We start from the raw sequence: 24,095 nt of genomic DNA, 5'->3' as shown, positions 1-24,095 counted from the left end.
CATGAAATTCGTCGATGAAGTGTCCATCCATGTGCAGGCCGGTGACGGTGGCAACGGCTGCATGAGTTTTCGCCGCGAAAAATTCGTGCCATTTGGTGGTCCGGATGGCGGCGATGGCGGTGACGGCGGCTCGATCTTTCTCGAGGCCGACAGCAACCTCAATACCCTGGTCGATTACCGCTACACCCGCCGCTTCGATGCCCAGCGCGGCAAGAACGGCGGCAGCAAGGACTGCACCGGGCACAAGGGCGAGGACCTGGTCCTGCCGGTGCCGGTCGGCACCACGGTGATCGATGCCTCCACCCAGGAGATCATCGGCGACCTGACCCAGCCCGGCCAGCGTCTGCTGGTGGCCAAGGGTGGCTGGCATGGCCTGGGCAACACCCGCTTCAAGTCGAGCACCAACCGGGCGCCGCGGCAGACCAGCCATGGCAAGCCGGGCGAGGCGCGCGACCTCAAGCTGGAACTCAAGGTGCTGGCCGACGTCGGCCTGCTCGGCATGCCCAATGCCGGCAAGAGCACCCTGATCCGCGCGGTGTCCGCCGCCAAGCCCAAGGTCGCCGACTACCCGTTCACCACCCTGGTGCCCAACCTCGGCGTGGTCAGCGTGGGCCGCCTGAAGAGCTTCGTGATCGCCGACATTCCCGGCCTGATCGAGGGTGCTTCCGAAGGCGCCGGTCTCGGCATCCGCTTCCTCAAGCACCTGGCGCGCACCCGTCTGCTGCTGCATCTCGTCGACATGGCGCCGCTGGACGACTCCGATCCGGCCGAAGCCGCCGCGGCGATCATCAACGAGCTGGGCCGCTTCAGTCCGGCGCTGACCCAGCGCGACCGCTGGCTGGTGCTGAACAAGGCCGACCAGTTGCTCGACGAGGAGCGCGAGGAGCGCATGCGCGAGGTGATCGCGCGTCTCGACTGGCAGGGCCCGGTCTACGTGATCTCGGCGCTGGAGCGCGAGGGCACCGACAAGCTGTGCGGCGACATCATGAACTACATCGACGAGCGCACCCGGCGCATCGCCGAGGAGCCGGAGTTCGCCGAGGCGATCGCCGCACTGGACCAGCAGATTGAGGACGAGGCCCGCGCCCGCCTGCAGGCGCTCGACGATGCCCGCGCCCTGCGCCGCGCCGGCGTGCGCAGTGCCGACGAGGAGGTCGAGGAGGAAGACGACTTCGACGACGAGGACGACGAGGACGGTCCGGAGATCTTCTACGTCCGTTAAGAGCCTGTCGCGATCCCCGGCCCGGCGCAGCCGCCCGGGCGCCGGGATCGCATGACCGACGCGGGGCCGCCTGCGGCTCCGCTCAAGCTGAATTGCAAGGTTGCAGAACATGCGTGAGAAGGTGAGCAAGGCCCGCCGCTGGGTGGTGAAGATCGGCAGTGCGCTGCTGACCGCCGACGGCCGCGGCCTCGACCGCGGCGCCATGGCGGTGTGGGTCGAGCAGATGGTGGCGCTGCGCCGCGCCGGCGTGGAGCTGGTGCTGGTGTCCTCCGGGGCGGTGGCGGCGGGGATGAGCCGGCTGGGCTGGAATGCCCGGCCGAGCACCATCCACGAGCTGCAGGCCGCCGCCGCGGTGGGCCAGATGGGCCTGGTGCAGGCCTGGGAATCCAGCTTCGCCGAGCACGGCCTGCAGACCGCCCAGGTGCTGCTGACCCACGACGACCTCTCCGACCGCAAGCGCTACCTCAACGCGCGCAGCACCCTGCGCACCCTGGTCGACCTCGGCGTGATCCCGGTGATCAACGAGAACGACACCGTGGTCACCGACGAGATCCGCTTCGGCGACAACGACACCCTGGCCGCGCTGGTCGCCAACCTGGTCGAGGCCGACCTGCTGGTGATCCTCACCGACCGCGACGGCATGTTCGACGCCGACCCGCGCCACAACCCCGACGCCCAACTGATCTACGAGGCGCGCGCCGACGACCCCAGCCTCGACGCGGTGGCCGGTGGCACCGGCGGTGCCCTCGGCCGCGGCGGCATGCAGACCAAGCTGCGCGCCGCGCGCCTGGCGGCGCGTTCCGGGGCCAACAGCATCATCGTCGGCGGGCGCATCGAGCGCGTGCTCGACCGCCTCAAGGGCGGCGAGCGCCTCGGCACCCTGCTGACCCCCGAGCGCGGCCGCCATGCCGCGCGCAAGCAGTGGCTGGCCGGCCACCTGCAGATGCGCGGCGCCCTGACCCTCGACGCCGGCGCGGTGCGCGCGCTGGTCGAGCAGCGCAAGAGCCTGCTGCCGGTGGGCGTCACCGCGGTGGAGGGCAACTTCCGCCGCGGCGAGATGGTCGCCTGCCTCGGTCCGGACGGCCGCGAGGTGGCCCGCGGACTGGTCAACTACAGCGCCAGCGATGCCCAGCGCATCGCCGGCCTGGGCACCGAAGCCATCGAGCAGGTGCTCGGCTACATCGACGAGCCGGAGCTGGTGCACCGCGACAACCTGGTACTGGTGTGAGGACGATGATGACCGCTAGCAAGCTGCTCAGGCCGCTGGCCGCCGCCCTGGCGCTGCTCGCCGCTGGCGCGCAGGCCGAGACCATCGGCGAAGTGTCGACCGTGTTCAAGCTGCTCGGCCCCAACCACAAGATCGTGATCGAGGCGTTCGACGATCCCAAGGTGGAAGGGGTGACCTGCTACCTGTCGCGGGCCAAGACCGGCGGCATCAAGGGCGGCCTGGGCCTGGCCGAGGACCGCGCCGAGGCGTCGATCGCCTGTCGTCAGGTCGGGCCGATCCGCTTCCGGGAGAAGCTGGAGGAGGGCGAGGAGGTGTTCCAGGAACGCACCTCGCTGGTGTTCAAGACCATGCAGGTGGTGCGCTTCTTCGACGCGAAGCGCAACACGCTGGTGTACATGGTCTACAGCGACCGGGTCATCGAGGGCAGCCCGCAGAACTCGGTCACCGCCATCCCGATCCTGCCGTGGACGAAGGCGGCGAACTGATTGCGCTGGCGTAGGGTGGGTTAGGCCGAAGGCCGTAACCCACCGAGCCGGTCGCGAGGCCGGCCATGGCGATGCCTGGCGGCATCGATGGTGGGTTACGCCGCTGCGCGGCTAGCCCACCCTACGCAGGCAGCAGAAACAAAAAAGCCGGTCGGGTTGCCCCGACCGGCTTTTTCACGTCCGCAGTTCCCGTCAGAAGCCGACGTTCTGCACCAGCGCCAGCAGCGGCTGCGGGTAGACGCCGAGCAGCAGGGTCAGGCCGGCCACCGCCAGCAGCATGACGCCGCCGGTCTGCTGGGCCCAGTGCTGCGGCGCATCGCGGCGCTGCAGGCTGGGCTCGACCAGGAACAGGCTGACCATCACCCGCAGGTAGTAGTACACGGCGATGGCGCTGCCGAGGATCAGCGCGCCGAGCAGCCACCACTGCTGGTTCTCGACGCCGGCGGCGACCACGTAGAACTTGCCGATGAAGCCGGCGGTCAGCGGGATGCCGGCCAGCGACAGCATCATCACCGCCAGCACCGCGGTCAGGTACGGGCGGCGCCAGAACAGGCCGCGGTACTCGAACAGCGCGTCGGTGTCGCGGCCCTGGTAGGGGGTGGACATCAGGGTGATTACCCCGAAGGCGCCCAGGCTGGTCAGCACGTAGGTGAGCAGGTAGACGCCGATGGCCTCGCTGGCGAGGCCCTTGCTGGCGATCAGGGCGATCAGCAGGTAGCCGAAGTGGGCGATCGACGAGTAGCCGAGCAGGCGCTTGAGGTTGCTCTGCAGCAGCGCCAGCAGGTTGCCGACCAGGATCGAGGCGATCGCCAGCAGGCTGAGCAGCTGGCCCAGCCAGCCGTCGGCGAAGGCCGGCGACACCTGGTACAGACGCAGCAGCACGGCGAACACGGCGACCTTGCTGGCGGTGGCGAGGAACGCCGACACCGGCGCCGGGGCGCCCTCGTAGACGTCCGGAGTCCACAGGTGGAAGGGTGCCAGCGACAGCTTGAAGGCCAGGCCGATCAGCATCATGCCCACGCCGATCTGCACCAGCTGGCCGAGGCCGTCGGCGGCCAGCGAGGCGCCGATGCCGGCGAAGCTCAGGCTGCCGGACTCGGCGTACAGCAGGGCCATGCCGAACAGCAGGAAGGCCGAGCCCGCGGCCGACAGCACCATGTACTTGATGCCGGCTTCCAGCGAGCGGCGGTTGAAGAAGGCGTAGGCGATCAGGCCGTAGGTCGGCACCGACAGCAGCTCTAGGCCGATGAACAGGCCGGCCAGGTGCTGAGCGCTGACCAGCACGATGCCGCCGGCGCAGGCCAGCAGCATCAGCAGGTACAGCTCCTCGCGGTTGCCCGGGTAGCCCTTGCCCGACGCGCCGCCGAGGTAGGCGTGGGTCAGGGTCAGGCAGGCCAGGGTGGCGGCGATGATCAGCGCGCTGTAGTAGAGGGCGAAGCTGTCGATGCGCAGCAGCGGAGTGACTTCCAGCGGCGTCACGCCGAGGGCGGGGAGGATCGCCAGCAGGGCCAGGTTGAGGCCGGCCACCGAGAGCAGGAAGGTCTGCCCGTGGTGGCGCTTCCAGGCGATCGCCAGCATGACGATGACGGCGGTGGCGCCGGTGACCAGCAGCGGCAGCAGGGCGGTCAGGTGTTGAGTGGTGAATTCCATGGCGTGACTTACCGGGCCGATTCGAGTTGGGAAGAGGCGGCGCCCAGCCAGTGCTGCACGCCCTGCATGCTGGCGGCCGAGGTATCGAGCACCGGCTGCGGGTAGACGCCGAGCAGGATCAGCAGCACCGCCAGGCCCAGCACCATGACCAGTTCGCGCAGGTTCAGGCCGGGCAGGGCGCTCTCGGCCTTGGCCGGGCCGAAGTAGGCGCGGTGGATCATGCACAGCGAGTAGACCGAGCCGAACACCAGGCCGGTGGCGGCCAGCACGGCGATCCACGGCTGCACCTGGAAGGTGCCGAGCAGGATCAGGATCTCGCCGACGAAGTTGCCGGTGCCGGGCAGGCCCAGCGCCGCGGCGGCGAAGAACAGGCTGATCGCCGGCAGCCAGGGCATGCGCCCCCACAGGCCGCCCATGGCGCGGAAGTCGCGGGTGTGCAGGCGCTCGTAGAGCTGACCACAGAGGATGAACAGCGCCGCGGCGGACAGGCCGTGGGCGATCATCTGCACCACCGCGCCCTGCAGCGCCAGCTGGCTGCCGGAGTAGATGGCGATCAGCACGAAGCCCATGTGCGACACGCTGGAGTAGGCCACCAGGCGCTTGATGTCGCTCTGGCCGAAGGCCAGCAGCGCACCGTAGCCGATGGCGAACACGCCGAGGCCCATGGCGATCGGCGCGAACTCCGCCGAGGCGTTGGGGAACAGCGGCAGGCAGAAGCGGATCAGGCCGTAGGCGGCGGTCTTCAGCAGGATGCCGGCCAGATCCACGGAGCCTGCGGTCGGCGCCTGGGCGTGGGCGTCCGGCAGCCAGGAGTGCACCGGCACCACCGGGAACTTCACCGCGAAGGCGGCGAAGAAGCCGAGCATCAGCAGGTACTCGGTGCCCGGGGCCAGCTCGGTCTGCAGCAGTTCGCCGTAGCTGAAGGTCAGCTCGCCGCTCTGGCTGTAGTGGACGAAGGCCAGGGCGAGGATCGCCACCAGCATGATCAGGCCGCTGGCCTGGGTGTAGATGAAGAACTTGGTGGCGGCGGTGATGCGGCTCTTGCCGCTGCTGCCGCTATGACCCCAGAGCGCGATGAGGAAGTACATCGGCACCAGCATCATTTCCCAGAAGAAGAAGAACAGGAACAGGTCGATGGCGAGGAACACGCCGACCACCGCGCCGAGGATCCACAGCAGGTTGAGGTGGAAGAAGCCGACGCGCTTGGTGATCTCCTTCCACGAGCAGAGTACCGAGAGCACGCCGAGCAGGCCGGTGAGGACGATCATCAGCACCGACAGGCCGTCCAGCGCCAGGTGGATGGAGATGCCGAAGCGCTCGATCCACGGGATCTGGAACTCGCTGGCCCAGGCCAGCTCGCCGCCGGGCGCCGGGGCCAGGCTGAAGTCGGCGCTGCCCCACAGCCACAGGCCGAGGACCAGCAGCAGGGTCATGCTCAGCAGCGCGATCCAGCGCGGCAGGACGGCGCCGAAGCGCTCGGCCTGCCAGCACAGCAGGCCGCCGATGAAGGGAATCAGGATTAGCCAGGGCAGAATCATGACGGGCCGTTTTCCTTAATTCAGAAGCAGAAGGGCAGCGAGCACGAACACGGCCCCGCCGACGATGGAGGTGGCGTACCAGCGCAGGTTGCCGGTCTGGCTCTGGCGCAGGGCGAAGTGGCCGCCGCGGGCGAGCAGCGGCAGCAGGCCGATGCTGAGGTCGACCGGGTCACGGTTGAGCAGGCGGCAGAGCAGCAGGTAGGGCTGCACGAACAGCTTGTCGTACAGCCAGTCGAAGCCCCAGGCCGCGAACCACCAGGCGCCGAGCAGGCGGCCCGGCGCGCTCTGCGCGACGCTGGTCACCAGGCGGCGCTGGCCGAGGAACAGCAGCGCGGCGATGCCGATGCCGAGCACCGCGATGGCGCCGGACAGCAGCTCCAGACCGTGCTTGGCCTCGCCGCCGGCATGGCCGACGCTCTGCGGCAGCACGCCGGCCAGCGGCGGGGTGATCAGCGCGCCGACGAAGGTCGACAGCACGATCAGCGCCGCCAGCGGCAGGTTGTGGGCGAGGCCGTGGCCGGCATGCGCCTCGGTCTTCGCCTCGCCGTGGAAGGCGATGAAGATCAGCCGGAAGGTGTAGATCGAGGTCAGGAAGGCACCGGCCAGACCCGCGTAGAGCAGGCCGCTGTGGCCACTGGCGAAGGCTTCCCAGAGGATCTCGTCCTTGGAGTAGAAGCCGGCGGTCAAGAGCGGCAGGGCGGCCAGCGCCGCGCCGCCGACGATGAAGCTGGCATAGGCCAGCGGCAGCTTCTTCCACAGGCCGCCCATCCGGAAGATGTTCTGCTCGTGGTGGCAGGCGTGGATCACCGCGCCGGAGGCGAGGAACAGCAAGGCCTTGAAGAACGCGTGGGTCATCAGGTGGAAGATCGCCGCGTCCCAGGCGCCGACGCCGAGGGCGAGGAACATGTAGCCGATCTGGCTCATGGTCGAGTAGGCGAGGATGCGCTTGATGTCGGTCTGCACCAGGGCGGCGAAGCCGGCCAGCACCAGGGTCACGCCGCCGACGATGCCGACCAGCTCGAGGATCTCCGGGGTGAGCAGGAACAGGCCGTGGGTGCGGGCGATCAGGTAGACGCCGGCGGTGACCATGGTCGCCGCGTGGATCAGCGCCGAGACCGGGGTCGGGCCGGCCATGGCGTCGGCCAGCCAGGTCTGCAGCGGCAGCTGGGCGGACTTGCCGACCGCGCCGCCGAGCAGCATCAGGGTGGCCAGCCACAGCCAGGTGTCACCGGCCGCGTACTTCTGCGGTGCCAGCACCAGCAGCTCCTGGATGTTCAGGGTGCCGAGGTTGAGCAGCAGGATGAACAGGCCGATGGCCATGAACACGTCGCCGATGCGGGTGACGATGAACGCCTTGAGCGCCGCGTTGCCGTTCTTCACTTCCTTGAAGTAGAAGCCGATCAGCAGGTACGAGCACAGGCCCACGCCTTCCCAGCCGAAGTAGAGGAACAGCAGGTTGTCGCCCAGCACCAGGAACAGCATGCTGGCGATGAACAGGTTGGTGTAGGCGAAGAAGCGCGAGTAGCCCTCCTCGCCGCGCATGTACCAGCTGGCGAACAGGTGGATCAGGAAGCCGACGCCGGTGACCACGCCGAGCATGGTGACCGACAGGCCGTCCAGGTACAGGGTGAAGTTCGGCGCGAAGCCGGCGACGTTCATCCACTGCCACAGCAGCTGGGTGTAGACGCCGCCTTCCGGCGGCGCGACGTTGAACTGCCAGATGACCCAGGCGGCGGTGAGCGCCGACAGGCCCACCGAGCCGACGCCGATCAGCGCGGCCAGGTTCTCGGACAGACGGCCGCGGGAGAAGGCCAGCAGCAGCCAGCCGAGCAGCGGGAACAGACAGGTGAGGAATAGTAGGTTCATCCGCGCATCTCGCTGGCAGCGTCGATATCGAGGGTATGGAAGCGGCGATGCAGCTGCAGCAGGATCGCCAGGCCGATGCTGGCCTCGGCGGCGGCCAGGGTGATCACCAGAATGAACAGGATCTGCCCGTCGGGCTGGATCCAGCGGCTGCCGGCGACCACGAAGGCCAGCGCGCAGGCGTTCATCATCACTTCCAGGCTCATCAGCACGAACAGGATGTTGCGCCGCACCATCAGGCCGACCAGGCCCAGGCTGAACAGCACGGCGGCCAGGGCAAGGCCGTGCTCCATGGGAATCGCATTCATGCGGTGGGCTCCTTGGCTTCGGGGCGGCCGAGGTGGTAGGCGGCGACCAGCGCTGCCAGCAGCAGCATGGAGGCCAGCTCTACCGCCAGCAGGTAGGGACCGTACAGGTGGACGCCGACCGCCTTGGCGTCGACGGTCTCGGTGCCGATGGCGGCGCCGCCGGCATCGCCCAGCAGCACGTACAGCAGCAGGGCCAGCAGCGCGCCGGAGAGCAGGCCGGGGCCGACCCAGGCGCCGGGCGTCAGCCACGCGCGCTCCTGCTCGGCGGTGGCCGGGCCGAGGTTGAGCATCATCACCACGAAGACGAACAGCACCATGATGGCGCCGGCGTAGACGATGATCTCCAGCACGCCGGCGAAGGGCGCGCCGAGGGCGAAGAAGGTCATCGACACGGCGAGCAGCGAGACCACCAGGTAGAGCAGCGCGTGCACCGGGTTGGTGTGGGTGATCACCCGCAGGGTGGCCGCCACGGCCACCCCGGCGGCGAAGTAGAAGGCGAATTCCATCTTTCTTCCGTCCTTTAAGGCAGCAGGCCTTTCACGTTGATCGGCTCGGCCTCGTTCTGGTGCGAGCCTTTCGGCTTGCCCGCGGTGGCCATGCCGGAGACGCGGTAGAAGTTGTAGTCCGGGTTCTTGCCCGGGCCCGAGATCAGCAGGTCTTCCTTCTCGTAGACGAGGTCCTGGCGCTTGTACTCGGCCATCTCGAAGTCCGGGGTGAGCTGGATCGCGGTGGTCGGGCAGGCCTCCTCGCACAGGCCGCAGAAGATGCAGCGCGAGAAGTTGATGCGGAAGAACTCGGGGTACCAGCGGCCGTCCTCGCGCTCGGCCTTCTGCAGGCTGATGCAGCCCACCGGGCAGGCCACCGCGCACAGGTTGCAGGCCACGCAGCGCTCGTCGCCGTCGGGGTCGCGGGTCAGCACGATGCGGCCGCGATAGCGCGGCGGCAGGTATACCGGCTCCTCGGGGTACTGCAGGGTGTCGCGCTTGCGGAAGGCGTGGGAGAACACCATCACCAGGCTGCGCAGCTGGGTCCAGGTACCGCAGAGGACGTCCAGAATGTATTTGAACATGGCGTGTTTTCTCCTTACTGGGCAGCCAGCACCAGGGCGCCGGTCACCAGCAGGTTGAGCAGGGTCAGCGGCAGGCAGAACTTCCAGCCGAAGGCCATCACCTGGTCATAGCGCGGACGCGGGATGGACGCGCGCAGCAGGATGAACAGCATGATGAAGAAGCAGGTCTTCAGGGCGAACCAGACGAACGACAGCTGCGGCAGGATGCCGAACGGGCCGTGCCAGCCACCGAAGAACAGGGTCACCAGGAGCGCCGACACCAGCACGATGCCGATGTACTCGCCGACGAAGAACATGCCCCACTTCATCCCCGCGTACTCGATGTGGTAGCCGTCGGCCAGTTCCTGCTCGGCCTCCGGCTGGTCGAACGGGTGACGGTGGGTCACCGCCACGCCGGCGATGAAGAAGGTGCAGAAGCCGAGGAACTGCGGGATGACGAACCACAGGTTCTGCGCCTGGTAGTCGACGATGTCGCGCATGTTGAACGAGCCCACCTGCGCCACGATGCCCATCAGCGACAGGCCCATGAACACCTCGTAGGAGAGCGTCTGCGCCGAGGCGCGCAGCGAGCCGAGCAGGGCGAACTTGTTGTTGCTCGACCAGCCGGCGAACAGCACCGCGTAGACGGTCAGGCCGGCCATGGCGAAGAAGAACAGCAGGCCGATGTTCAGGTCCGCCACGCCCCAGGTCTCGGTCACCGGGATCACCGCGAAGGCGATCAGCAGCGCACTCATGGCGACGATCGGCGCCAGGGTGAAGATCAGCCTGTCGGCGAACGGCGGGGTCCAGTCCTCCTTGAAGAACATCTTCAGCATGTCGGCGGCCAGCTGAAACAGGCCGAACGGACCGACCCGGTTGGGGCCGTGGCGGTCCTGCCAGAGGCCGAGCAGGCGGCGCTCGACGAAGCTGAGGAAGGCGCCGCAGACCACCACGGCGAGCAGGATGACGATGGCCTTGAGCACGCCGACGATCACGGCGAGCACTTCCGGAGTGAGCCAGCTCATTGCGCCACCTCCTGCAGGGCTTCGGCGAACAGCGTGCCGGCCAGCGGCGGGATGCCGTCGAAGCCGGCGGGCAGGCCGAGCAGGCCGTCGGCCAGCTCGTCGATCACCCTGAGCGGCAGGCGCAGCTCGCGGCCGCCGACCTTGAGGCTGAGCAGGGCGCCGTCGGCGAGGCCGAGACGCGCGGCGGCGTCGCTGCCGAGGGCGGCGTAGGCGGCCGGGATGCGCTCCTGCACCGGCGCGGCGCGCGAGGAAGTCTCGTCGCTGCCGAACAGGTGGTGCAGGGCGACCACCTGCCAGCGGCCGACGGCGCTGAGCGGCGCGGCCGGGGCGCTGAACCACTCGGTGCGGTTGGCCGGGGCGTCGAACAGGCGCACGCCGGGGTCGCCGGCGCGCAGGTGGCCGCCGACCTCGTCCTGGAACTTGTTCCAGGCCTGCGGCGAGTTCCAGCCCGGCGACCAGGCGAAGGGGATCTGCTGGCGGGCCTCGGCGCTGCCGGCGTAGCCCTCCATGGAGAAGGCGAATGGCGAATCGGCATCCTGCGGCTGGCGCGGCTCGTGCACGCTGATGTTGGCGCGCATCGAGGTGCGGCCGCTGTAGCGGTGCGGCTCGCGGGCCAGCTTGAGGCCCTTGATGCGGAACGCGGCCTTGGGCGCGGCAGCGACGATGCCGGCCAGCTGCGGCTGCACGGCGGCGCAGGCGGCGGTGACCTGGTCCAGCTGGGTCCAGTCGACGCGCTGACCCTTGAGGGTGCTGTGCAGGGCGTGCAGCCAGCGCCAGCCCTCGCGCACCAGGACCTCGCTGTCGTAGTAGCTGGGGTCGAACACCTGGAAGAAGCGCTGGGCGCGGCCTTCCTGGCTGACCAGGGTGCCGTCGCCTTCGGCGAAGCTGGCCGCCGGCAGCACCAGGTCGGCGCGGGCGGCGGTGGCGGTGTGCTGGTGGTCGGCGACGATCAGCACCTTGGCGGCGTTCAGCGCGGCGTCCACCTTGGCAGCGGCGGCGCGGCGATACAGGTCGTTCTCCAGCACCACCACGGCGTCGGCCTGGCCAGAGGTCAGGGCCTCCAGCGCGGCGTCGAGCGACTCGCCGCCCAGCAGGGTCAGACCGAGGCTGTTGGCCTCGGCGGCAACCAGGCTGATGCCGGCTTGCTTCTCGCGCTGCTTCAGCGCCTTGGCGATATTGCCAGCGGCTTCGAGCAGTGCCTGCGAGCCCAGCGAGGCGCCGGCGACGATCAGCGGGCGCTTGCCGGCGACCAGGGCGGCGGCGATGCGCTCGGCCAGGGCGGCGGCCTCGGCATCCAGGCCGCTGACGGCCGGGGCGCTCGGGTCGATGGCGTGGGCCACGGCGAAGCCGAGGCGGGCCAGGTCGTCCGGCGCGGCGTGCACGCACTCCTCGGCGACGTCGTCGAGGCGGGTGCTGGTGACGCTGGCGATGAACAGCGGGTTCAGTGCATGTTGCGCGACGTTCTGCACCGCCAGCTGGTGCCACTCGGGGATCTTCGCCGCGGCGGCGATCTCGGTGGCCTTGCCTCGGGCGGCCTGGCGCAGGGCCAGGGCGATGCGCGGCGCGGTCTGGGTGAGGTCCTCGCCGAGCACGAACACGGCGTCGAACTCTTCCATCTCGCGCAGCGACGGCGTCGGCAGCGGGCCGTTGTCCAGCAGCTCGCGGATCAGGCGCAGGTTGGCCAGCTCGCCGGCGGCGATGCCGCTGTAGAAGTTGCCGGCGCCGACCAGCTCGCGCAGGGCGAAGTTGCTTTCCAGGCTGGCGCGCGGCGAGCCGATGCCGATCACCTTGCGGCCCTTGAGCAGTTCGGCGGCCTTATCCAGCGCGGCGTCGATGCCGAGCTTCTGGCTGCCCTGCTGTTCATTCTGCAGCAGGGGCTGGCGCGGACGGTCCTCGCGGTTGACGTAGCCGTAGCCGAAGCGGCCGCGGTCGCAGAGGAAGTAGTGGTTCACCGAGCCGTTGAAGCGGTTCTCGATGCGACGGATCTCGCCGTAGCGCTCGCCGGGGCTGGTGTTGCAGCCGACGCTGCACTGCTGGCAGATGCTCGGCGCGAACTGCATGTCCCACTTGCGGTTGTAGCGCTCGGAGTGGGTCTTGTCGGTGAACACCCCGGTCGGGCAGACCTCGACCAGGTTGCCGGAGAACTCGCTCTCCAGCACGCCGTCCTCGACGCGGCCGAAGTAGACGTTGTCGTGGGCGCCGTAGACGCCCAGATCCTCGCCGCCGGCGTAGTCCTTGTAGTAGCGCACGCAGCGGTAGCAGGCGATGCAGCGGTTCATCTCGTGGGCGATGAACGGGCCGAGGTCCTGGTTCTGGTGGGTGCGCTTGGTGAAGCGGTAGCGGCGCTTGTTGTGGCCGGTCATCACCGTCATGTCCTGCAGGTGACAGTGACCGCCTTCCTCGCACACCGGGCAGTCGTGCGGGTGGTTGGTCATCAGCCATTCGACGACGCTTTCGCGGAAGTGCTTGGCTTCCTCGTCGTCGATGGAGATCCAGGTCTTGTCGCTGGCGGGGGTCATGCAGGACATGACGATGCGCCCGCGCTTGTCGTTCTCGTCGTTGTACTGCTTCACCGCGCACTGGCGGCAGGCGCCGACGCTGCCCAGCGCCGGGTGCCAGCAGAAGTAGGGAATGTCGAGACCGAGGGACAGACAGGCCTGCAACAGGTTGTCTGCGCCGTCGACGTCGTACGAATTGCCGTCTACGTGGATGGTGGCCATGGTTCAGGTTTCTTCTTTGCCCGCTCGCGCGGACTGGCTAATGGAATTCCGTGGTGCCGCACGCCCTCTGGGCACGCAGCGCCGGGGGCGGGGAAATGCGCCATGCGCAACGTCCCGCCACCCGGCTTGCATCCTCTTGTGCCGACGCTTCAGGCGCCGGCGATCTGTACCGCTTCGCCGCGTGCCGCGCTGCCCTTGGCCACGCCGGCCTCGAACTCCTCGCGGAAGTACTTGATCGCGCTGCCCAGCGGCTCCACCGCACCGGGTGCGTGGGCGCAGAAGGTCTTGCCCGGGCCGAGGAAGTTGACCAGGCCGAGGAGGATCTCGATGTCCTCGGCGCTGCCCTGGCCGCGCTCCAGGGCGCGCAGGGTCTTCACGCTCCACGGCAGGCCGTCGCGGCAGGGAGTGCACCAGCCGCACGACTCGCGGGCGAAGAACTCCTCCATGTTGCGCAGCAGCGACACCATGCTGACGGTGTGGTCGACGGCCAGGGCGAGGCCGGTACCCATGCGGGTACCGACCTGGCCGATGCCGGCGCTGTGCATCTGCGCGGACAGGTGCTCGGGCAGCAGGAAGCCGGTACCGGCGCCGCCGGGCTGCCAGCATTTCAGGCGGTAGCCGTCGCGCATGCCGCCGGCGTAGTCCTCGAACAGCTCCTGGGCGGTGATGCCGAACGGCAGCTCCCAGATGCCGGGATTCTTCACCTTGCCGGAGAAGCCCATCAGCTTGGTGCCGTGGTCGGTGCTGCCCGCCCTGGCCAGCGAGTGGTACCACTTGACGCCGTTGCCGATGATCGCCGGCACGTTGCACAGCGACTCGACGTTGTTGACGCAGGTCGGCTTGCCCCACACGCCGACCGCGGCGGGGAACGGCGGCTTGGCGCGCGGGTTGGCGCGGCGGCCTTCCAGCGAGTTGATCAGCGCGGTTTCCTCGCCGCAGATGTAGCGGCCGGCGCCGGTGTGCACGAACAGCTCGAAGTCGAAGCCGCTGCCCTGGATGTTGCTGCCGAGCAGGCCGGCGGCCTTGGCTTCCTCGATGGCGCGGTTGAGGTTGGCGGCGGCGTCGACGTATTCGCCGCGCAGGAAGATGTAGCCGCGGTAGGCCTTGAGCGCGCGCGCGCTGATCAGCATGCCCTCGATCAGCAGATGGGGCAGCTGCTCCATCAGCAGGCGGTCCTTCCAGGTGTTGGGCTCCATCTCGTCCGCGTTGCACAGCAGGTAGCGGGTCTTGATGGACTCGTCGGCCGGCATCAGGCTCCACTTCACCCCGGTGGGGAAGCCGGCGCCGCCGCGGCCCTTGAGGCCGGATTCCTTGACCTCGTTGACGATGTCCGCCTCGGCCATGTCCCTGAGCGCCTTGCGCGCGGCCGTGTAGCCGTCCTTGCGCTGGTACTCGTCGAGCCACACCGGCTGGGCGTCGTCGCGCAGGCGCCAGGTCAGCGGGTGGGTTTCCGGGCTGCGCGCGACGGTGTTGAGCGGACCGATGGACGTCAGGGTCTTCATGCGTAGTCCTCCAGCAGCTTGGCGACGTTGTCGGCAGTCACGTTGCCGAAGGTGTCGTCGTCGATCATCAGCGCCGGGGCCTTGTCGCAGTTGCCCAGGCAGCACACCGGCAGCAGGGTGAAGCGGCCGTCGCCGCTGGTCTGGCCGGGGGCGATGCCCAGCTGCTGCTGGATCGCGCCGAGTACCGATTCATGCCCGCCGATGAAGCAGGTCATGCTGTCGCACACGCGGATGATGTGGCGGCCGACCGGCTGGCGGAAGATCTGGCTGTAGAAGGTGGCCACGCCCTCGACGTCGCTGGCCGGGATGCCGAGCACCGCGGCGATGGCGTGGATGGCGCCGTCCGGCACCCAGCCGCGCTGCTTCTGGACGATCTTCAGCGCCTCGATGGACGCCGCGCGCGGGTCCTCGTAGTGGTGCATCTCGTGCTCGATGGCCGAGCGCTCGGTCTCGCTGAGGGCGAAACGGTCGGTCTGGATCAGGTTCTGCGAAGAAACAGGGGTCTGGCTCATTGTCAGCGGTCCACGTCAGCCATCACGAAGTCGATACTGCCCAGATAGGCGATCAGGTCCGGCACCATGCTGCCGCGGATCACCGCGGGAATCTGCTGCAGGTGGGCGAAGCTGGGGGTGCGGATCCGCGTGCGGTAGCTCATGGTGCTGCCGTCGCTGGTCAGGTAGTAGCTGTTGATGCCCTTGGTCGCCTCGATCATCTGGAAGGCCTCGTTGGCCGGCATCACCGGACCCCAGGAAACCTGCAGGAAGTGGGTGATCAGGGTCTCGATGTGCTGCAGCGTGCGTTCCTTGGGCGGCGGCGTGGTCAGCGGGTGGTCCGCCTTGTACGGGCCTTCCGGCATGTTGTTCAGGCACTGCTCGATGATGCGCAGGCTCTCGCGCATCTCGCCCATCTTGACCATGCAACGGGCATAGGCGTCGCCTTCGTGGGCCAGCGGCACCTCGAACTCGAAGTTCTCGTAGCCGGAGTACGGGCGCGCCTTGCGCAGGTCGAAGTCGAAGCCGGTGGCGCGCAGGCCGGCGCCGGTGACGCCCCACTCCAGCGCTTCCTTGGTGTTGTACTGGGCGACGCCCCTGGTGCGGCCGATCAGGATGCTGTTCTTCAGCGCGGCCTTCTCGTACTCGACCAGGCGCTTGGGCATCCAGTCGAGGAATTCGCGCACCAGGCGATCCCAGCCGCGCGGCAGGTCGTGGGCGACGCCGCCGATGCGGTACCAGGCCGGGTGCAGGCGGAAGCCGGTGATGGCCTCGACCACCTTGTAGGCGCGCTGGCGGTCGGTGAAGGTGAAGAACACCGGGGTCATGGCGCCGACGTCCTGGATGTAGGTGCCCAGGTACAGCAGGTGGTTCAGGATGCGGAAGAACTCCGCCATCATGATGCGGATGACGTCGACGCGCTGCGGCACCTTGATGCCGGCGAGCTTCTCCACCGCCAGCACGTAGGGCAGGTTGTTCATCACCCCGCCGAGGTAGTCGATGCGGTCGGTGTAGGGGATGAAGCTGTGCCAGCTCTGCCGCTCGGCCATCTTCTCGGCGCCGCGGTGGTGGTAGCCGATCTCCGGCACGCAGTCGACGATCTCCTCGCCGTCCAGCTGCAGGATGATGCGGAAGGCGCCGTGGGCCGAGGGGTGGTTCGGGCCCAGGTTGAGGAACATGAAGTCGGTGTGCTCGCCGCCGCGCTTCATGCCCCAGTCCTCGGGCCTGAAGCGCAGGGCTTCCTGCTCCAGGTCCTGCTTGGCGGCGGACAGGCTGAACGGGTCGAACTCGGTGGCGCGCGCCGGGTAGTCCTTGCGCAGCGGGTGACCTTCCCAGGTCGGCGGCATCAGCAGGCGGGTCAGGTGCGGGTGGCCGCTGAAGGTGATGCCGTAGAGGTCCCAGACCTCGCGCTCGTACCAGTTGGCGTTGGGCCAGATGCCGGTGGCGGTCGGCACGTTGAGGTCGCCCTCGCTCAGGGCGACCTTGATCATCACGTCGCTGTTCCGCTCCATCGAGATCAGGTGGTAGAACACGCTGAAGTCGGCGGCGGGCAGGCCGCGGCGCTGGGTGCGCAGGCGCTCGTCGACGCCGTGCAGGTCGTAGAGCATGACGTAGGGCTTGCTCACGTCACGCAGGAAGCGCAGCACCTCGATCAGGCGCGCGCGCGGCACCCAGATTACCGGCATGCCGGTGCGGGTGGGCTGGAGGGTGAAGGTGTCGGCGCCGAAACGCGCCTGCAGTTCGATGACGATATCCTGGTCGTCGGCCTTGTACGGCGGGACGGCCAGCAGGGTGTCTGCTGTCATGGTTCTCGATCGCTCGGTCAACGGATGGGCACGCCCGCACCTGGCGGGCGGGGGCTCATACTTCGTCGGGGCTGCGCAGGTTGGTTACCTGGATGCGTTGTTCACGGCGCACGTCGCGCTGCGCCGGCATTTCGGCGCGGTAGATGCCCTGGTCGCCAACCACCCAGGACAGCGGACGGCGCTCCTCGCCGATGGAGTCCTGCAGCAGCATCAGCGCCTGCAGGAACGCCTCGGGGCGGGGCGGACAGCCGGGAACGTAGACGTCGACGGGGAGGAACTTGTCCACCCCCTGGACGACCGAGTAGATGTCGTACATGCCGCCGGAGTTGGCGCATGCACCCATGGAGATGACCCACTTGGGTTCCAGCATCTGTTCGTACAGGCGCTGGATGACCGGCGCCATCTTCACGAAGCAGGTGCCGGCGACGACCATGAAGTCGGCCTGGCGCGGTGAGGCGCGGATCACTTCGGCGCCGAAGCGGGCGATGTCGTGGGGCGCGGTGAACGCCGTGGTCATCTCCACGTAGCAGCAGGACAGGCCGAAGTTGTACGGCCACAGGGAGTTCTTGCGCCCCCAGTTGACCGCCTTGTGCAGGACGTCTTCCAGTTTGCCCATGAAGACGCTCTTGTGCACCTGGTCTTCTAGCTGGGAGTCGGAAACGGTTTCCCGCTGGCCGATCGGATACTGGTCATTGACCGCATCCGGATCGATCCGGGTAAGTTCATATCGCATTGCCAAAGCCTCATTGTTTCAGCTTCGCCTGCCGCTTGCGGCGTGCTTCGGGCGCCCAGTCGAGCGCGCCGATACGCCAAAGGTAGACAAGACCCGCCAACAGAATTGCTATGAAAACGGTAGCTTCGATGAGGCCCGCCCAGCCGCTTTCGCGCACCGAGACGGCCCAGGCAAAGAGGAAGAGGGCTTCGACGTCGAAGATCACGAAGAGCATCGCGACCAGATAGAATTTGGCGGAGAGGCGCAGGCGCGCGCTGCCGGTGGGCACCACGCCGGCTTCGAACGGTTCGTTCTTGCTGCGCCCCCAGGCGCGGCTGCCGAGCAGGCTGGAGACGCCGAGCATGAAGGCGATCAGGCCGAAGACGCCGAGCAGGAAGACGGCGAAACTCCAGTTGTGGGCGAGCAGAGCGGTCGATTCGGTCATGCCGGAGACTCTTCGAGGGCTTTGGGCGGGCTGCGGGACGCTCTGGCGCGCCACAAGCGCGCGAAGAATGCGGCACTGTGTCGCAGCTTGCAATAAATTTTTGCAATTCTATGCCGGTTATCCGGACAAGTAAATTCATCCCTTGGAAGGGTCTCTTGCGGGGCTGGCAATAATGCGACCTGGTGTCGCAGGCAGGGTAAAAAAAGACCCCGCCGAAGCGGGGTCGAACGTGCCATGGTACGAGCTTGAAGCGTGTCGGGCTCAGACCGCCTGTCCGGGGACTCTGGCCCGGGTGACCCGGTCCACCAGATAGACCAGGCCGTGGTAGTCGATGCCGGAATGCTGCGACAGGCCGATCTCGCAGGTGCGGCTGGTGGACACCCCTTCACTGCACTGCTGCACGGCGTCCTGCAGCGAGCGCAGCGCGTGGGCATTGAGCTCCGGCTGGTTGAAGCCCTTGTCGCCGGCGAAGCCGCAGCAGTGGATGCCTTCCGGCACCACCACCTGGCGGGTGCAGCGGCCGACGATGTCGATCAGCCCCTGCGCCTCGCCCAGGTGCTGGGTGCTGCAGGTGACGTGCACCGCCACCGGCTCGGCCTGCGGGACGAACTCCAGGCGGTCGAGCAGCTGCTCGCGGATGAACTTCACCGGATCGAAGATCTGCAGGCGCTCGTCGGCAAGATCCTGCACCAGGCGCAGGGTGCACGGGCTGGTGTCGCAGTAGATCGGGTCGAGGCCGCCGCGACTGGCCTCGAGCAGCGCGTCGAGCAGCTCGCGGCGCTTGGCCTCGGCCTGCTCGGGATAGCCCTTGGAGGCGAACGGCTGGCCGCAGCACAGGTTGTCCAGGTTGTCCGGGAACACCACGGCGAAGCCGGCCTTCTCCAGCAGGGCGCGGGTCTTGTCGAGCAGCGGCGTCTGCTCGGCGTCGCCGGCCGCCGGGCCCATGGCGCGCGACACGCAGGCGGCCAGATACACCACCCGCGGCTTTTCCGTCTGTTGCGGCGCGGCCGGCAACTGCAGGCGCACCGGCTGCGGCATGGCGGCGGTCCACTGCGGCAGGCGCTCGCCGGACAGCCGGCGCAGACCGGCGCTCAGCGCGGCCAGGCGCGGCGCGCCGAGCAGGCGGCGCGCCGTGTCGGCGGCGGCCAGGGTCAGGCGGGTGCCCTTGAGCGCGCTGGCGAAGTGTCCGGCCAGCCAGGTCGCGGTGCCCGGGTGATCCGCCTCGGCGGCGCGCAGCTTGCGCACCAGGTCGCCGGTGTTGATCCCCACCGGGCAGCGCTGCGCGCACAGGCCGGTGGCGGCGCAGGTGTCGAGGCCGTGGTAGCGGTAGGCGCGCTCCAGCTCGCTGGTGTCGATGCCGGCGCGCTTCCTGGCCTGGATGTCGCGCCAGATGACGATGCGCTGGCGCGGGGTCAGGGTCAGGCCGCGCGACGGGCAGACCGGCTCGCAGAAGCCGCACTCGATGCACTTGTCGACGATCTCGTCGGCGGCCGGCAGCGGCTTGAGGTTCTTCAGGTGGATCTCGGGATCCTCGGAGAGCACCACGTCGGGGTTGAGGATGCCGCGCGGGTCGAGCAGGCGCTTGATCTTCCACATCAGCTGGTAGGCCTCTTCGCCCCACTCCAGCTCGACGAAGGGCGCCATGTTGCGCCCGGTGCCATGCTCGGCCTTCAGCGCGCCGCCGAACTCCACCGCCACCAGTTGGGCGACGTCCTGCATGAACGCCTCGTAGCGGGCCTTCTCCGCGTCGCTGTCGAAGCCCTGGGTGAACACGAAGTGCAGGTTGCCCTCCAGCGCATGGCCGAAGATGATCGCCTCGTCGTAGCGGTGCTTGTCCAGCAGCGCCAGCAGGCGGTTGACGCCCTCGGCCAGCTGTTCGACCGGGAAGGTGACGTCCTCGATGATCACCGTGGTGCCGGTACGGCGCACCGCGCCGACCGCCGGGAAGGTGTCCTTGCGGATCTTCCACAGCTGGTTGTAGACCACCGGGTCCTCGCTGAAGTCGACCTGCTTTTCCACCGGGAAGCCGGCGATGGACGCCATGATTTGCGCGATCTGCTCGTGCAGCAGGCTCTGGCTGGCGGCGCGCGACTCGATCAGCAGCGCGCAGGCGCCGGCGGACAGCTCCCTGACCCACGCCGGCATGCCCTTCATGTTCTCCACCGAGCGCAGGCTGCGCCGGTCGAGCAGCTCGACGGCGGACACCGGCTGCTGGCGCAGCACCGGCACGGCGCGGCAGCAGTTCGCCACGTCGGGGAACACGATCAGCGCGCTGGCCTTGTGCGGGTAGTCCGGCACGGTGTCGTAGGTCACCGCGCTGATGAAGCCCAGGGTGCCCTCCGAGCCGACCATCAGGTGGTTGAGGATGTCCAGCGGGTCGTCGTAGTCGATGAGCGCGTTGAGCGAGAAGCCGGTGGTGTTCTTCAGCCGGTACTTGTGACGGATCCTGTCGGCCAGCGCCGTGTTGGCACGGGTCTGCCGGCCCAGCTCGGCCAGCTCGGCCAGCAGCGTGGCGTGGCTCTGCCTGAAGGCGCGCACGCTGGCCGCATCCTCGCTGTCCACCACGGTGCCGTCGGCCAGCACCAGGCGCAGGCCGGCGAGGGTCTTGTAGCTGTTCTGCGCGGTGCCGCAGCACATGCCGCTGGAATTGTTGGCGACGATGCCGCCGATCTTCGCCGCGTTGATCGACGCCGGGTCCGGACCGATCTTGCGCTGCAGCGGCGCCAGCACGGCGTTGGCCTGGGCGCCGATCACCCCCGGCTGCAGGCGGATCTGCGCGCCGCCGCCGCGGATCTCGCGGCCGTTCCAGTTGTCGCCGAGCACGATCAGCACCGAATCGCTGATCGCCTGGCCGGACAGGCTGGTGCCGGCGGCGCGGAAGGTCACCGCCACGCGCTCGGCATGGGCCAGTCTGAGCAGCTCGACCACCTCGGCTTCGGATTCGACGCGCAGCACCAGCTGGGGGATCAGCCGGTAGAAGCTGGCGTCGGTGCCGAAGGCCAGGGTGGACAGCGGGTCGTCGAAGCGCCGCTCGCGCGGGATCAGTCGCTCGACGGCGGACAGGAAGGCGGCCGGCAGACTCATGCGTCCTCCAGGATCAGCACGATCAGGTCCTTGGGTCCGTGGGCGCCGTAGGCCAGCACCTGCTCGATGTCGGCGGTCTTCGACGGCCCGGACACCAGCAGGGCGTTGGTCGGCATGCCGGCGGCCCACTGCTGTTCCTGCATCACCTCGTAGAGGTTGTCGCGGATCGTGCTGGCCCTGAGCAGGGCGAAGTGCACCGGCGGCACCAGGCTCATCAGGCGCGGCTCGTGGCGGTCCGGCCAGAGGATCAGGGTGCCGGTGGCGGCGATGGCGCCGAGGGTGCCGGTCAGACTGGCCGGGGTGTCATCGAACAGCTCGGCCTTCCACGCCTCCACCGGGCGGTCGTAGGCCTTGAGCGCCGGCAGCCCGTCGCGGCCTGCGAAGTGCGCGGCCAGCTGGGCGCCGTGGGCGGTGCCCGGGGCGATCAGCAGGCTGGGCAGTTGTTTGTCGGCGAGCAGCCGCTCGACCAGCGCCGGCCACTCGGTCGTGGTGGTCAGGTGGGTCTCGGTGTGCACCGCTTCCATCAGTTGGCGCAGGCGGTTGACGCGCTCGCCGGCCGGGTAGCGCCACGGCTCGGTCACCAGGCTCACGTCGTAGTCGTCGGCGAGCGGGCGGGTGCCTTCGAGGCTCCTGCGCAGCTTGGCGAGGATATTGGCTTTGGCAGACATCACTTGCCCTCCAGGTGCTCGCGGGCCAGCTCGTGCAGCGAGCGGGCGGCGGGTTTCGGTGCGCTGTGGTTCTGCGTCCACGGGCCGAGCTGGTTCGGCGTCAGGCCGCGCAGGCGGGTGGCGAAGAAGCCGAAGGTGCGGTACAGCAGCGGCGAGGTGTTGAGCAGCCGCCAGCCCTTCCACAGCAGGCGTTCGCCGGCCGAGTACTTGCTGCCCTGGCCGCGCATCACCCGGTGCGGGGCGTCCGGACTCTTGACGTTCTCCTCGCGCAGGCGGCGCAGCAGCGCGGGGATCGGGATCTTCACCGGGCAGACCTCGCCGCAGGCGCCGCACAGTGAGGACGCCGACGGGTGGTCCGGAGTGTTCTCCAGGCCCATCAGGTGCGGCGAGATGATCTTGCCGATCGGCCCCGGATACACGGTGCCGTAGGCCTGGCCGCCGATGCGGGTGTACACCGGGCAGTGGTTCATGCAGGCGCCGCAGCGGATGCAGTTGAGGGTCTGGCGCAGTTCGCCGTCGGCGAAGGCCTGGCTGCGGCCGTTGTCGAGCAGCACCAGGTGGACTTCCTGCGGGCCGTCCAGCTCGTCGGCCTTGCGCGGCCCGGAGATCATGTTGACGTAGGTGGTGATGCCCTGGCCGAGCGCCGAGCGGGTCAAGAGCGACAGCAGCGGCACCACGTCGCGCAGGTTCTCGACGACTTTTTCTATCCCGGTGACGGCGATATGCACCGGCGGCACGGTGGTCGACATGCGGCCGTTGCCCTCGTTCTCCACCAGCAGCAGGGTGCCGGTCTCGGCCACCGCGAAGTTGACCCCGGAGACGCCGATGTCGGCCTCGAAGAACTTCTTGCGCAGCACACGCCGACCGGTCTGGATCAACTGGTCGACGTCTTCGGTATAGGGTTCGCCGAGCCGGTCGTGGAACAGGTCGGCGACCTGCCGGGCGTTCTTGTGGATCGCCGGCATGATGATGTGGGTGGGCTTCTCGTGATCGAGCTGGATGATGTACTCGCCCATGTCGGACTCCAGGGCCTCGATGCCCTCGGCTTCCAGCACATGGTTCATGTCCATCTCTTCGCTGACCATCGACTTGCCCTTGATCACTTGCCGCGCCTCGTGGGCGCGGATGATCGACAGGACGATGGCGTTGGCCTCGTCCACCGTCTCCGCCCAGTGCACCTTCACACCGTTGCGGGTCAGGTTGGCTTCCAGCCGCTCGAGCAGCTCGGGCAGCTGCGACAGCGCGCGGGCACGCACGTGGTTGCCCATCTCGCGCAGGTGCTCGCGCTCGTGCTCGTCGGGCATCGACGCCAGGCGCTTGGCCATCAGCGAGTCCATGGCCTTGCGCATGTTGCCGCGCAGCTGGGCGTCGCCGAGGGCGGCGTGGGCGTTGTGCTTGAGTTCGCGGCTGGGAATCTCCACCGCGGGGATGCGGACCTGGCTGTTCATCGGGCACCTCCGGTGCGCTGCCAGAGGAAGCTGGCCAGGTGCTGGCCGCGCAGCGATGCGTTCTGCTTCTCGAAGGCGCCGTTGATGTTGAGCAGGCAGCCGCAGTCGGCGCTGACCACCTGGGCGGCGCCGGTTTCCTGCAGGGCGCGGGTCTTGTCGGCGACCATGGCGCCGGAGATGTCCGGCATGCGCACGCTGAAGGTGCCGCCGAAGCCGCAGCACTCGCTCTCGTGGTCGTGGTCGACGCGCTCGACCCTGGTCAGCTGGGCGAGCAGGGCGCGGCCGTGCAGGTGGGTGTTCATCTCGCGGCGCGCCGAGCAGGAGGTGTGCAGGGCGATCCTGGTCGGCGCGCCCTGGTCCTGCAGCTCGACCTTGCAGATATAGAGGAGGAACTCGGCCAGTTCGAAGGTGCGCTCGGCCAGCGCCTGGGCGCGGGCGAGGGTGGCCGGCTCGTCCTTGAACAGCTCGGCGTAGTGGTGGCGGATCATCCCGGCGCAGGAGCCTGACGGCACCACCAGCGGCCAGTCCTGTTCGAACAGGGCGAGCTGGGCGCGCGCCACCTCGCGGGCCTCGTCGGTGTAGCCGGAGGTGTAGGCCGGCTGGCCGCAGCAGCTCTGCCCCTGCGGGAAGTGCACGCGGATGCCCTCGCGCTCGAGCAGGCGGATGGCGTCCATCCCGGCCTCGGGGAAGAACAGGTCGAGCACGCAGGTGCCGAACAGGTAGACGTTGGCCGGCTTGTGCGCCGGGTACTGGCGCGGCGTCGGCAGCGGCGGCGCCACGCGGGTGGCGTTGGGCGCGGCGTTGTAGAACAGGTCGCTCATGGCGGGGCTCCGGTTGGGCCGGTTGTCCATCC

At 68.6% G+C, this 24,095-nt stretch carries 20 protein-coding genes; 3 read left to right on the top strand and 17 right to left on the bottom strand.

The genetic code is table 11. The annotated features are described in order from the left end of the window. Position 1 precedes the first annotated feature (1 nt). From cgtA to RA210_RS16390, 3 genes are all read left to right on the top strand, one after another. Positions 2–1,222 carry an Obg family GTPase CgtA gene (gene cgtA / locus RA210_RS16400; RefSeq protein WP_136489952.1) on the top strand — a complete coding sequence of 407 codons (1,221 nt, stop codon included), beginning with the start codon at positions 2–4 and terminating at the stop codon, positions 1,220–1,222. Positions 1,223–1,331: 109 nt separating this feature from the next. Further along, positions 1,332–2,450 (top strand): glutamate 5-kinase, encoded by a 1,119-nt coding sequence (gene proB, locus RA210_RS16395; protein WP_201487309.1) that lies wholly within the window; start codon positions 1,332–1,334, stop codon positions 2,448–2,450. An 8-nt stretch (positions 2,451–2,458) separates the two neighbouring features. After that, complete coding sequence (locus RA210_RS16390) at positions 2,459–2,935, top strand: CreA family protein (RefSeq protein WP_201487308.1); 477 nt, start codon at positions 2,459–2,461, stop codon at positions 2,933–2,935. 192 nt (positions 2,936–3,127) lie between these two features. Here the strand turns inward: RA210_RS16390 and nuoN are convergent, their stop codons facing one another. From nuoN to RA210_RS16305, 17 genes are all read right to left on the bottom strand, one after another. After that, complete coding sequence (nuoN, locus tag RA210_RS16385) at positions 3,128–4,585, bottom strand: NADH-quinone oxidoreductase subunit NuoN (protein ID WP_201487307.1); 1,458 nt, start codon at positions 4,583–4,585, stop codon at positions 3,128–3,130. Between the two features lie 8 nt (positions 4,586–4,593). Beyond that, positions 4,594–6,123: an NADH-quinone oxidoreductase subunit M gene (gene nuoM, locus RA210_RS16380; protein ID WP_201487306.1), complete on the bottom strand. Its 1,530-nt coding sequence runs from the start codon at positions 6,121–6,123 to the stop codon at positions 4,594–4,596. A 15-nt stretch (positions 6,124–6,138) separates the two neighbouring features. Beyond that, positions 6,139–7,989: an NADH-quinone oxidoreductase subunit L gene (nuoL, locus tag RA210_RS16375; RefSeq protein ID WP_201487305.1), complete on the bottom strand. Its 1,851-nt coding sequence runs from the start codon at positions 7,987–7,989 to the stop codon at positions 6,139–6,141. After that, positions 7,986–8,294: an NADH-quinone oxidoreductase subunit NuoK gene (gene nuoK, locus RA210_RS16370; protein ID WP_136489958.1), complete on the bottom strand. Its 309-nt coding sequence runs from the start codon at positions 8,292–8,294 to the stop codon at positions 7,986–7,988. The genes nuoL and nuoK overlap by 4 nt, the downstream gene beginning before the upstream one ends. Continuing rightward, entirely contained in the window at positions 8,291–8,800 is a 510-nt protein-coding gene (nuoJ, locus tag RA210_RS16365) for an NADH-quinone oxidoreductase subunit J (protein ID WP_201487304.1), read from the bottom strand. Before nuoJ ends, nuoK begins: the two co-directional genes overlap by 4 nt. 14 nt (positions 8,801–8,814) lie before the next feature. Further along, entirely contained in the window at positions 8,815–9,363 is a 549-nt protein-coding gene (gene nuoI, locus RA210_RS16360) for an NADH-quinone oxidoreductase subunit NuoI (protein ID WP_201487303.1), read from the bottom strand. Between the two features lie 14 nt (positions 9,364–9,377). After that, entirely contained in the window at positions 9,378–10,367 is a 990-nt protein-coding gene (nuoH, locus tag RA210_RS16355) for an NADH-quinone oxidoreductase subunit NuoH (protein ID WP_201487302.1), read from the bottom strand. Beyond that, the gene (nuoG, locus tag RA210_RS16350; protein WP_201487301.1) at positions 10,364–13,087 is read right to left on the bottom strand and encodes an NADH-quinone oxidoreductase subunit NuoG; all 2,724 of its coding nucleotides are present in this window, start codon (positions 13,085–13,087) and stop codon (positions 10,364–10,366) included. Before nuoG ends, nuoH begins: the two co-directional genes overlap by 4 nt. Positions 13,088–13,236: 149 nt before the next feature. Beyond that, positions 13,237–14,589, bottom strand: a complete 1,353-nt coding sequence (gene nuoF, locus RA210_RS16345) for an NADH-quinone oxidoreductase subunit NuoF (RefSeq protein WP_201487300.1) — start codon at positions 14,587–14,589, stop codon at positions 13,237–13,239. Then, on the bottom strand, positions 14,586–15,101 hold the full coding sequence (nuoE, locus tag RA210_RS16340; RefSeq protein ID WP_136489963.1) for an NADH-quinone oxidoreductase subunit NuoE: 516 nt from the start codon (positions 15,099–15,101) through the stop codon (positions 14,586–14,588). The genes nuoF and nuoE overlap by 4 nt, the downstream gene beginning before the upstream one ends. 2 nt (positions 15,102–15,103) lie before the next feature. After that, on the bottom strand, positions 15,104–16,885 hold the full coding sequence (gene nuoC / locus RA210_RS16335) for an NADH-quinone oxidoreductase subunit C/D (RefSeq protein ID WP_201487299.1): 1,782 nt from the start codon (positions 16,883–16,885) through the stop codon (positions 15,104–15,106). Positions 16,886–16,940: 55 nt separating this feature from the next. Next, complete coding sequence (locus RA210_RS16330) at positions 16,941–17,618, bottom strand: NADH-quinone oxidoreductase subunit B (protein WP_090351601.1); 678 nt, start codon at positions 17,616–17,618, stop codon at positions 16,941–16,943. A gap of 10 nt (positions 17,619–17,628) precedes the next feature. Then, entirely contained in the window at positions 17,629–18,042 is a 414-nt protein-coding gene (locus tag RA210_RS16325) for an NADH-quinone oxidoreductase subunit A (RefSeq protein ID WP_090351603.1), read from the bottom strand. 261 nt (positions 18,043–18,303) lie between these two features. Next, positions 18,304–21,126: an FAD-binding and (Fe-S)-binding domain-containing protein gene (locus RA210_RS16320; protein WP_201487298.1), complete on the bottom strand. Its 2,823-nt coding sequence runs from the start codon at positions 21,124–21,126 to the stop codon at positions 18,304–18,306. After that, the gene (locus RA210_RS16315) at positions 21,123–21,794 is read right to left on the bottom strand and encodes a LutC/YkgG family protein (RefSeq protein ID WP_201487297.1); all 672 of its coding nucleotides are present in this window, start codon (positions 21,792–21,794) and stop codon (positions 21,123–21,125) included. Before RA210_RS16315 ends, RA210_RS16320 begins: the two co-directional genes overlap by 4 nt. Then, a complete protein-coding gene (locus RA210_RS16310; protein WP_201487296.1) occupies positions 21,794–23,242 on the bottom strand; it encodes a LutB/LldF family L-lactate oxidation iron-sulfur protein in 1,449 nt (482 codons plus the stop codon). The genes RA210_RS16315 and RA210_RS16310 overlap by 1 nt, the downstream gene beginning before the upstream one ends. Next, positions 23,239–24,063: a (Fe-S)-binding protein gene (locus RA210_RS16305; RefSeq protein WP_136490494.1), complete on the bottom strand. Its 825-nt coding sequence runs from the start codon at positions 24,061–24,063 to the stop codon at positions 23,239–23,241. Before RA210_RS16305 ends, RA210_RS16310 begins: the two co-directional genes overlap by 4 nt. Between the last annotated feature and the right edge of the window lie 32 nt (positions 24,064–24,095).

Origin of the sequence: Pseudomonas sp. OF001 (genome assembly GCF_904426495.1) — a bacterium.
GTDB lineage: Bacteria > Pseudomonadota > Gammaproteobacteria > Pseudomonadales > Pseudomonadaceae > Geopseudomonas.
Note: the sequence above shows the minus strand (reverse complement) of the source record. Positions and strands in the feature narration are given on the sequence as shown.

Excerpts from the sequence above, each read along its gene's own strand:
- cgtA (WP_136489952.1), top strand. The coding sequence starts at position 2 with ATGAAATTCGTCGATGAAGTGTCCATCCATGTGCAGGCCGGTGACGGT.
- proB (WP_201487309.1), top strand. The coding sequence starts at position 1,332 with ATGCGTGAGAAGGTGAGCAAGGCCCGCCGCTGGGTGGTGAAGATCGGC.
- RA210_RS16390 (WP_201487308.1), top strand. The coding sequence starts at position 2,459 with ATGACCGCTAGCAAGCTGCTCAGGCCGCTGGCCGCCGCCCTGGCGCTG.
- nuoN (WP_201487307.1), bottom strand. The coding sequence starts at position 4,585 with ATGGAATTCACCACTCAACACCTGACCGCCCTGCTGCCGCTGCTGGTC.
- nuoM (WP_201487306.1), bottom strand. The coding sequence starts at position 6,123 with ATGATTCTGCCCTGGCTAATCCTGATTCCCTTCATCGGCGGCCTGCTG.
- nuoL (WP_201487305.1), bottom strand. The coding sequence starts at position 7,989 with ATGAACCTACTATTCCTCACCTGTCTGTTCCCGCTGCTCGGCTGGCTG.
- nuoK (WP_136489958.1), bottom strand. The coding sequence starts at position 8,294 with ATGAATGCGATTCCCATGGAGCACGGCCTTGCCCTGGCCGCCGTGCTG.
- nuoJ (WP_201487304.1), bottom strand. The coding sequence starts at position 8,800 with ATGGAATTCGCCTTCTACTTCGCCGCCGGGGTGGCCGTGGCGGCCACC.
- nuoI (WP_201487303.1), bottom strand. The coding sequence starts at position 9,363 with ATGTTCAAATACATTCTGGACGTCCTCTGCGGTACCTGGACCCAGCTG.
- nuoH (WP_201487302.1), bottom strand. The coding sequence starts at position 10,367 with ATGAGCTGGCTCACTCCGGAAGTGCTCGCCGTGATCGTCGGCGTGCTC.
- nuoG (WP_201487301.1), bottom strand. The coding sequence starts at position 13,087 with ATGGCCACCATCCACGTAGACGGCAATTCGTACGACGTCGACGGCGCA.
- nuoF (WP_201487300.1), bottom strand. The coding sequence starts at position 14,589 with ATGAAGACCCTGACGTCCATCGGTCCGCTCAACACCGTCGCGCGCAGC.
- nuoE (WP_136489963.1), bottom strand. The coding sequence starts at position 15,101 with ATGAGCCAGACCCCTGTTTCTTCGCAGAACCTGATCCAGACCGACCGT.
- nuoC (WP_201487299.1), bottom strand. The coding sequence starts at position 16,885 with ATGACAGCAGACACCCTGCTGGCCGTCCCGCCGTACAAGGCCGACGAC.
- RA210_RS16330 (WP_090351601.1), bottom strand. The coding sequence starts at position 17,618 with ATGCGATATGAACTTACCCGGATCGATCCGGATGCGGTCAATGACCAG.
- RA210_RS16325 (WP_090351603.1), bottom strand. The coding sequence starts at position 18,042 with ATGACCGAATCGACCGCTCTGCTCGCCCACAACTGGAGTTTCGCCGTC.
- RA210_RS16320 (WP_201487298.1), bottom strand. The coding sequence starts at position 21,126 with ATGAGTCTGCCGGCCGCCTTCCTGTCCGCCGTCGAGCGACTGATCCCG.
- RA210_RS16315 (WP_201487297.1), bottom strand. The coding sequence starts at position 21,794 with ATGTCTGCCAAAGCCAATATCCTCGCCAAGCTGCGCAGGAGCCTCGAA.
- RA210_RS16310 (WP_201487296.1), bottom strand. The coding sequence starts at position 23,242 with ATGAACAGCCAGGTCCGCATCCCCGCGGTGGAGATTCCCAGCCGCGAA.
- RA210_RS16305 (WP_136490494.1), bottom strand. The coding sequence starts at position 24,063 with ATGAGCGACCTGTTCTACAACGCCGCGCCCAACGCCACCCGCGTGGCG.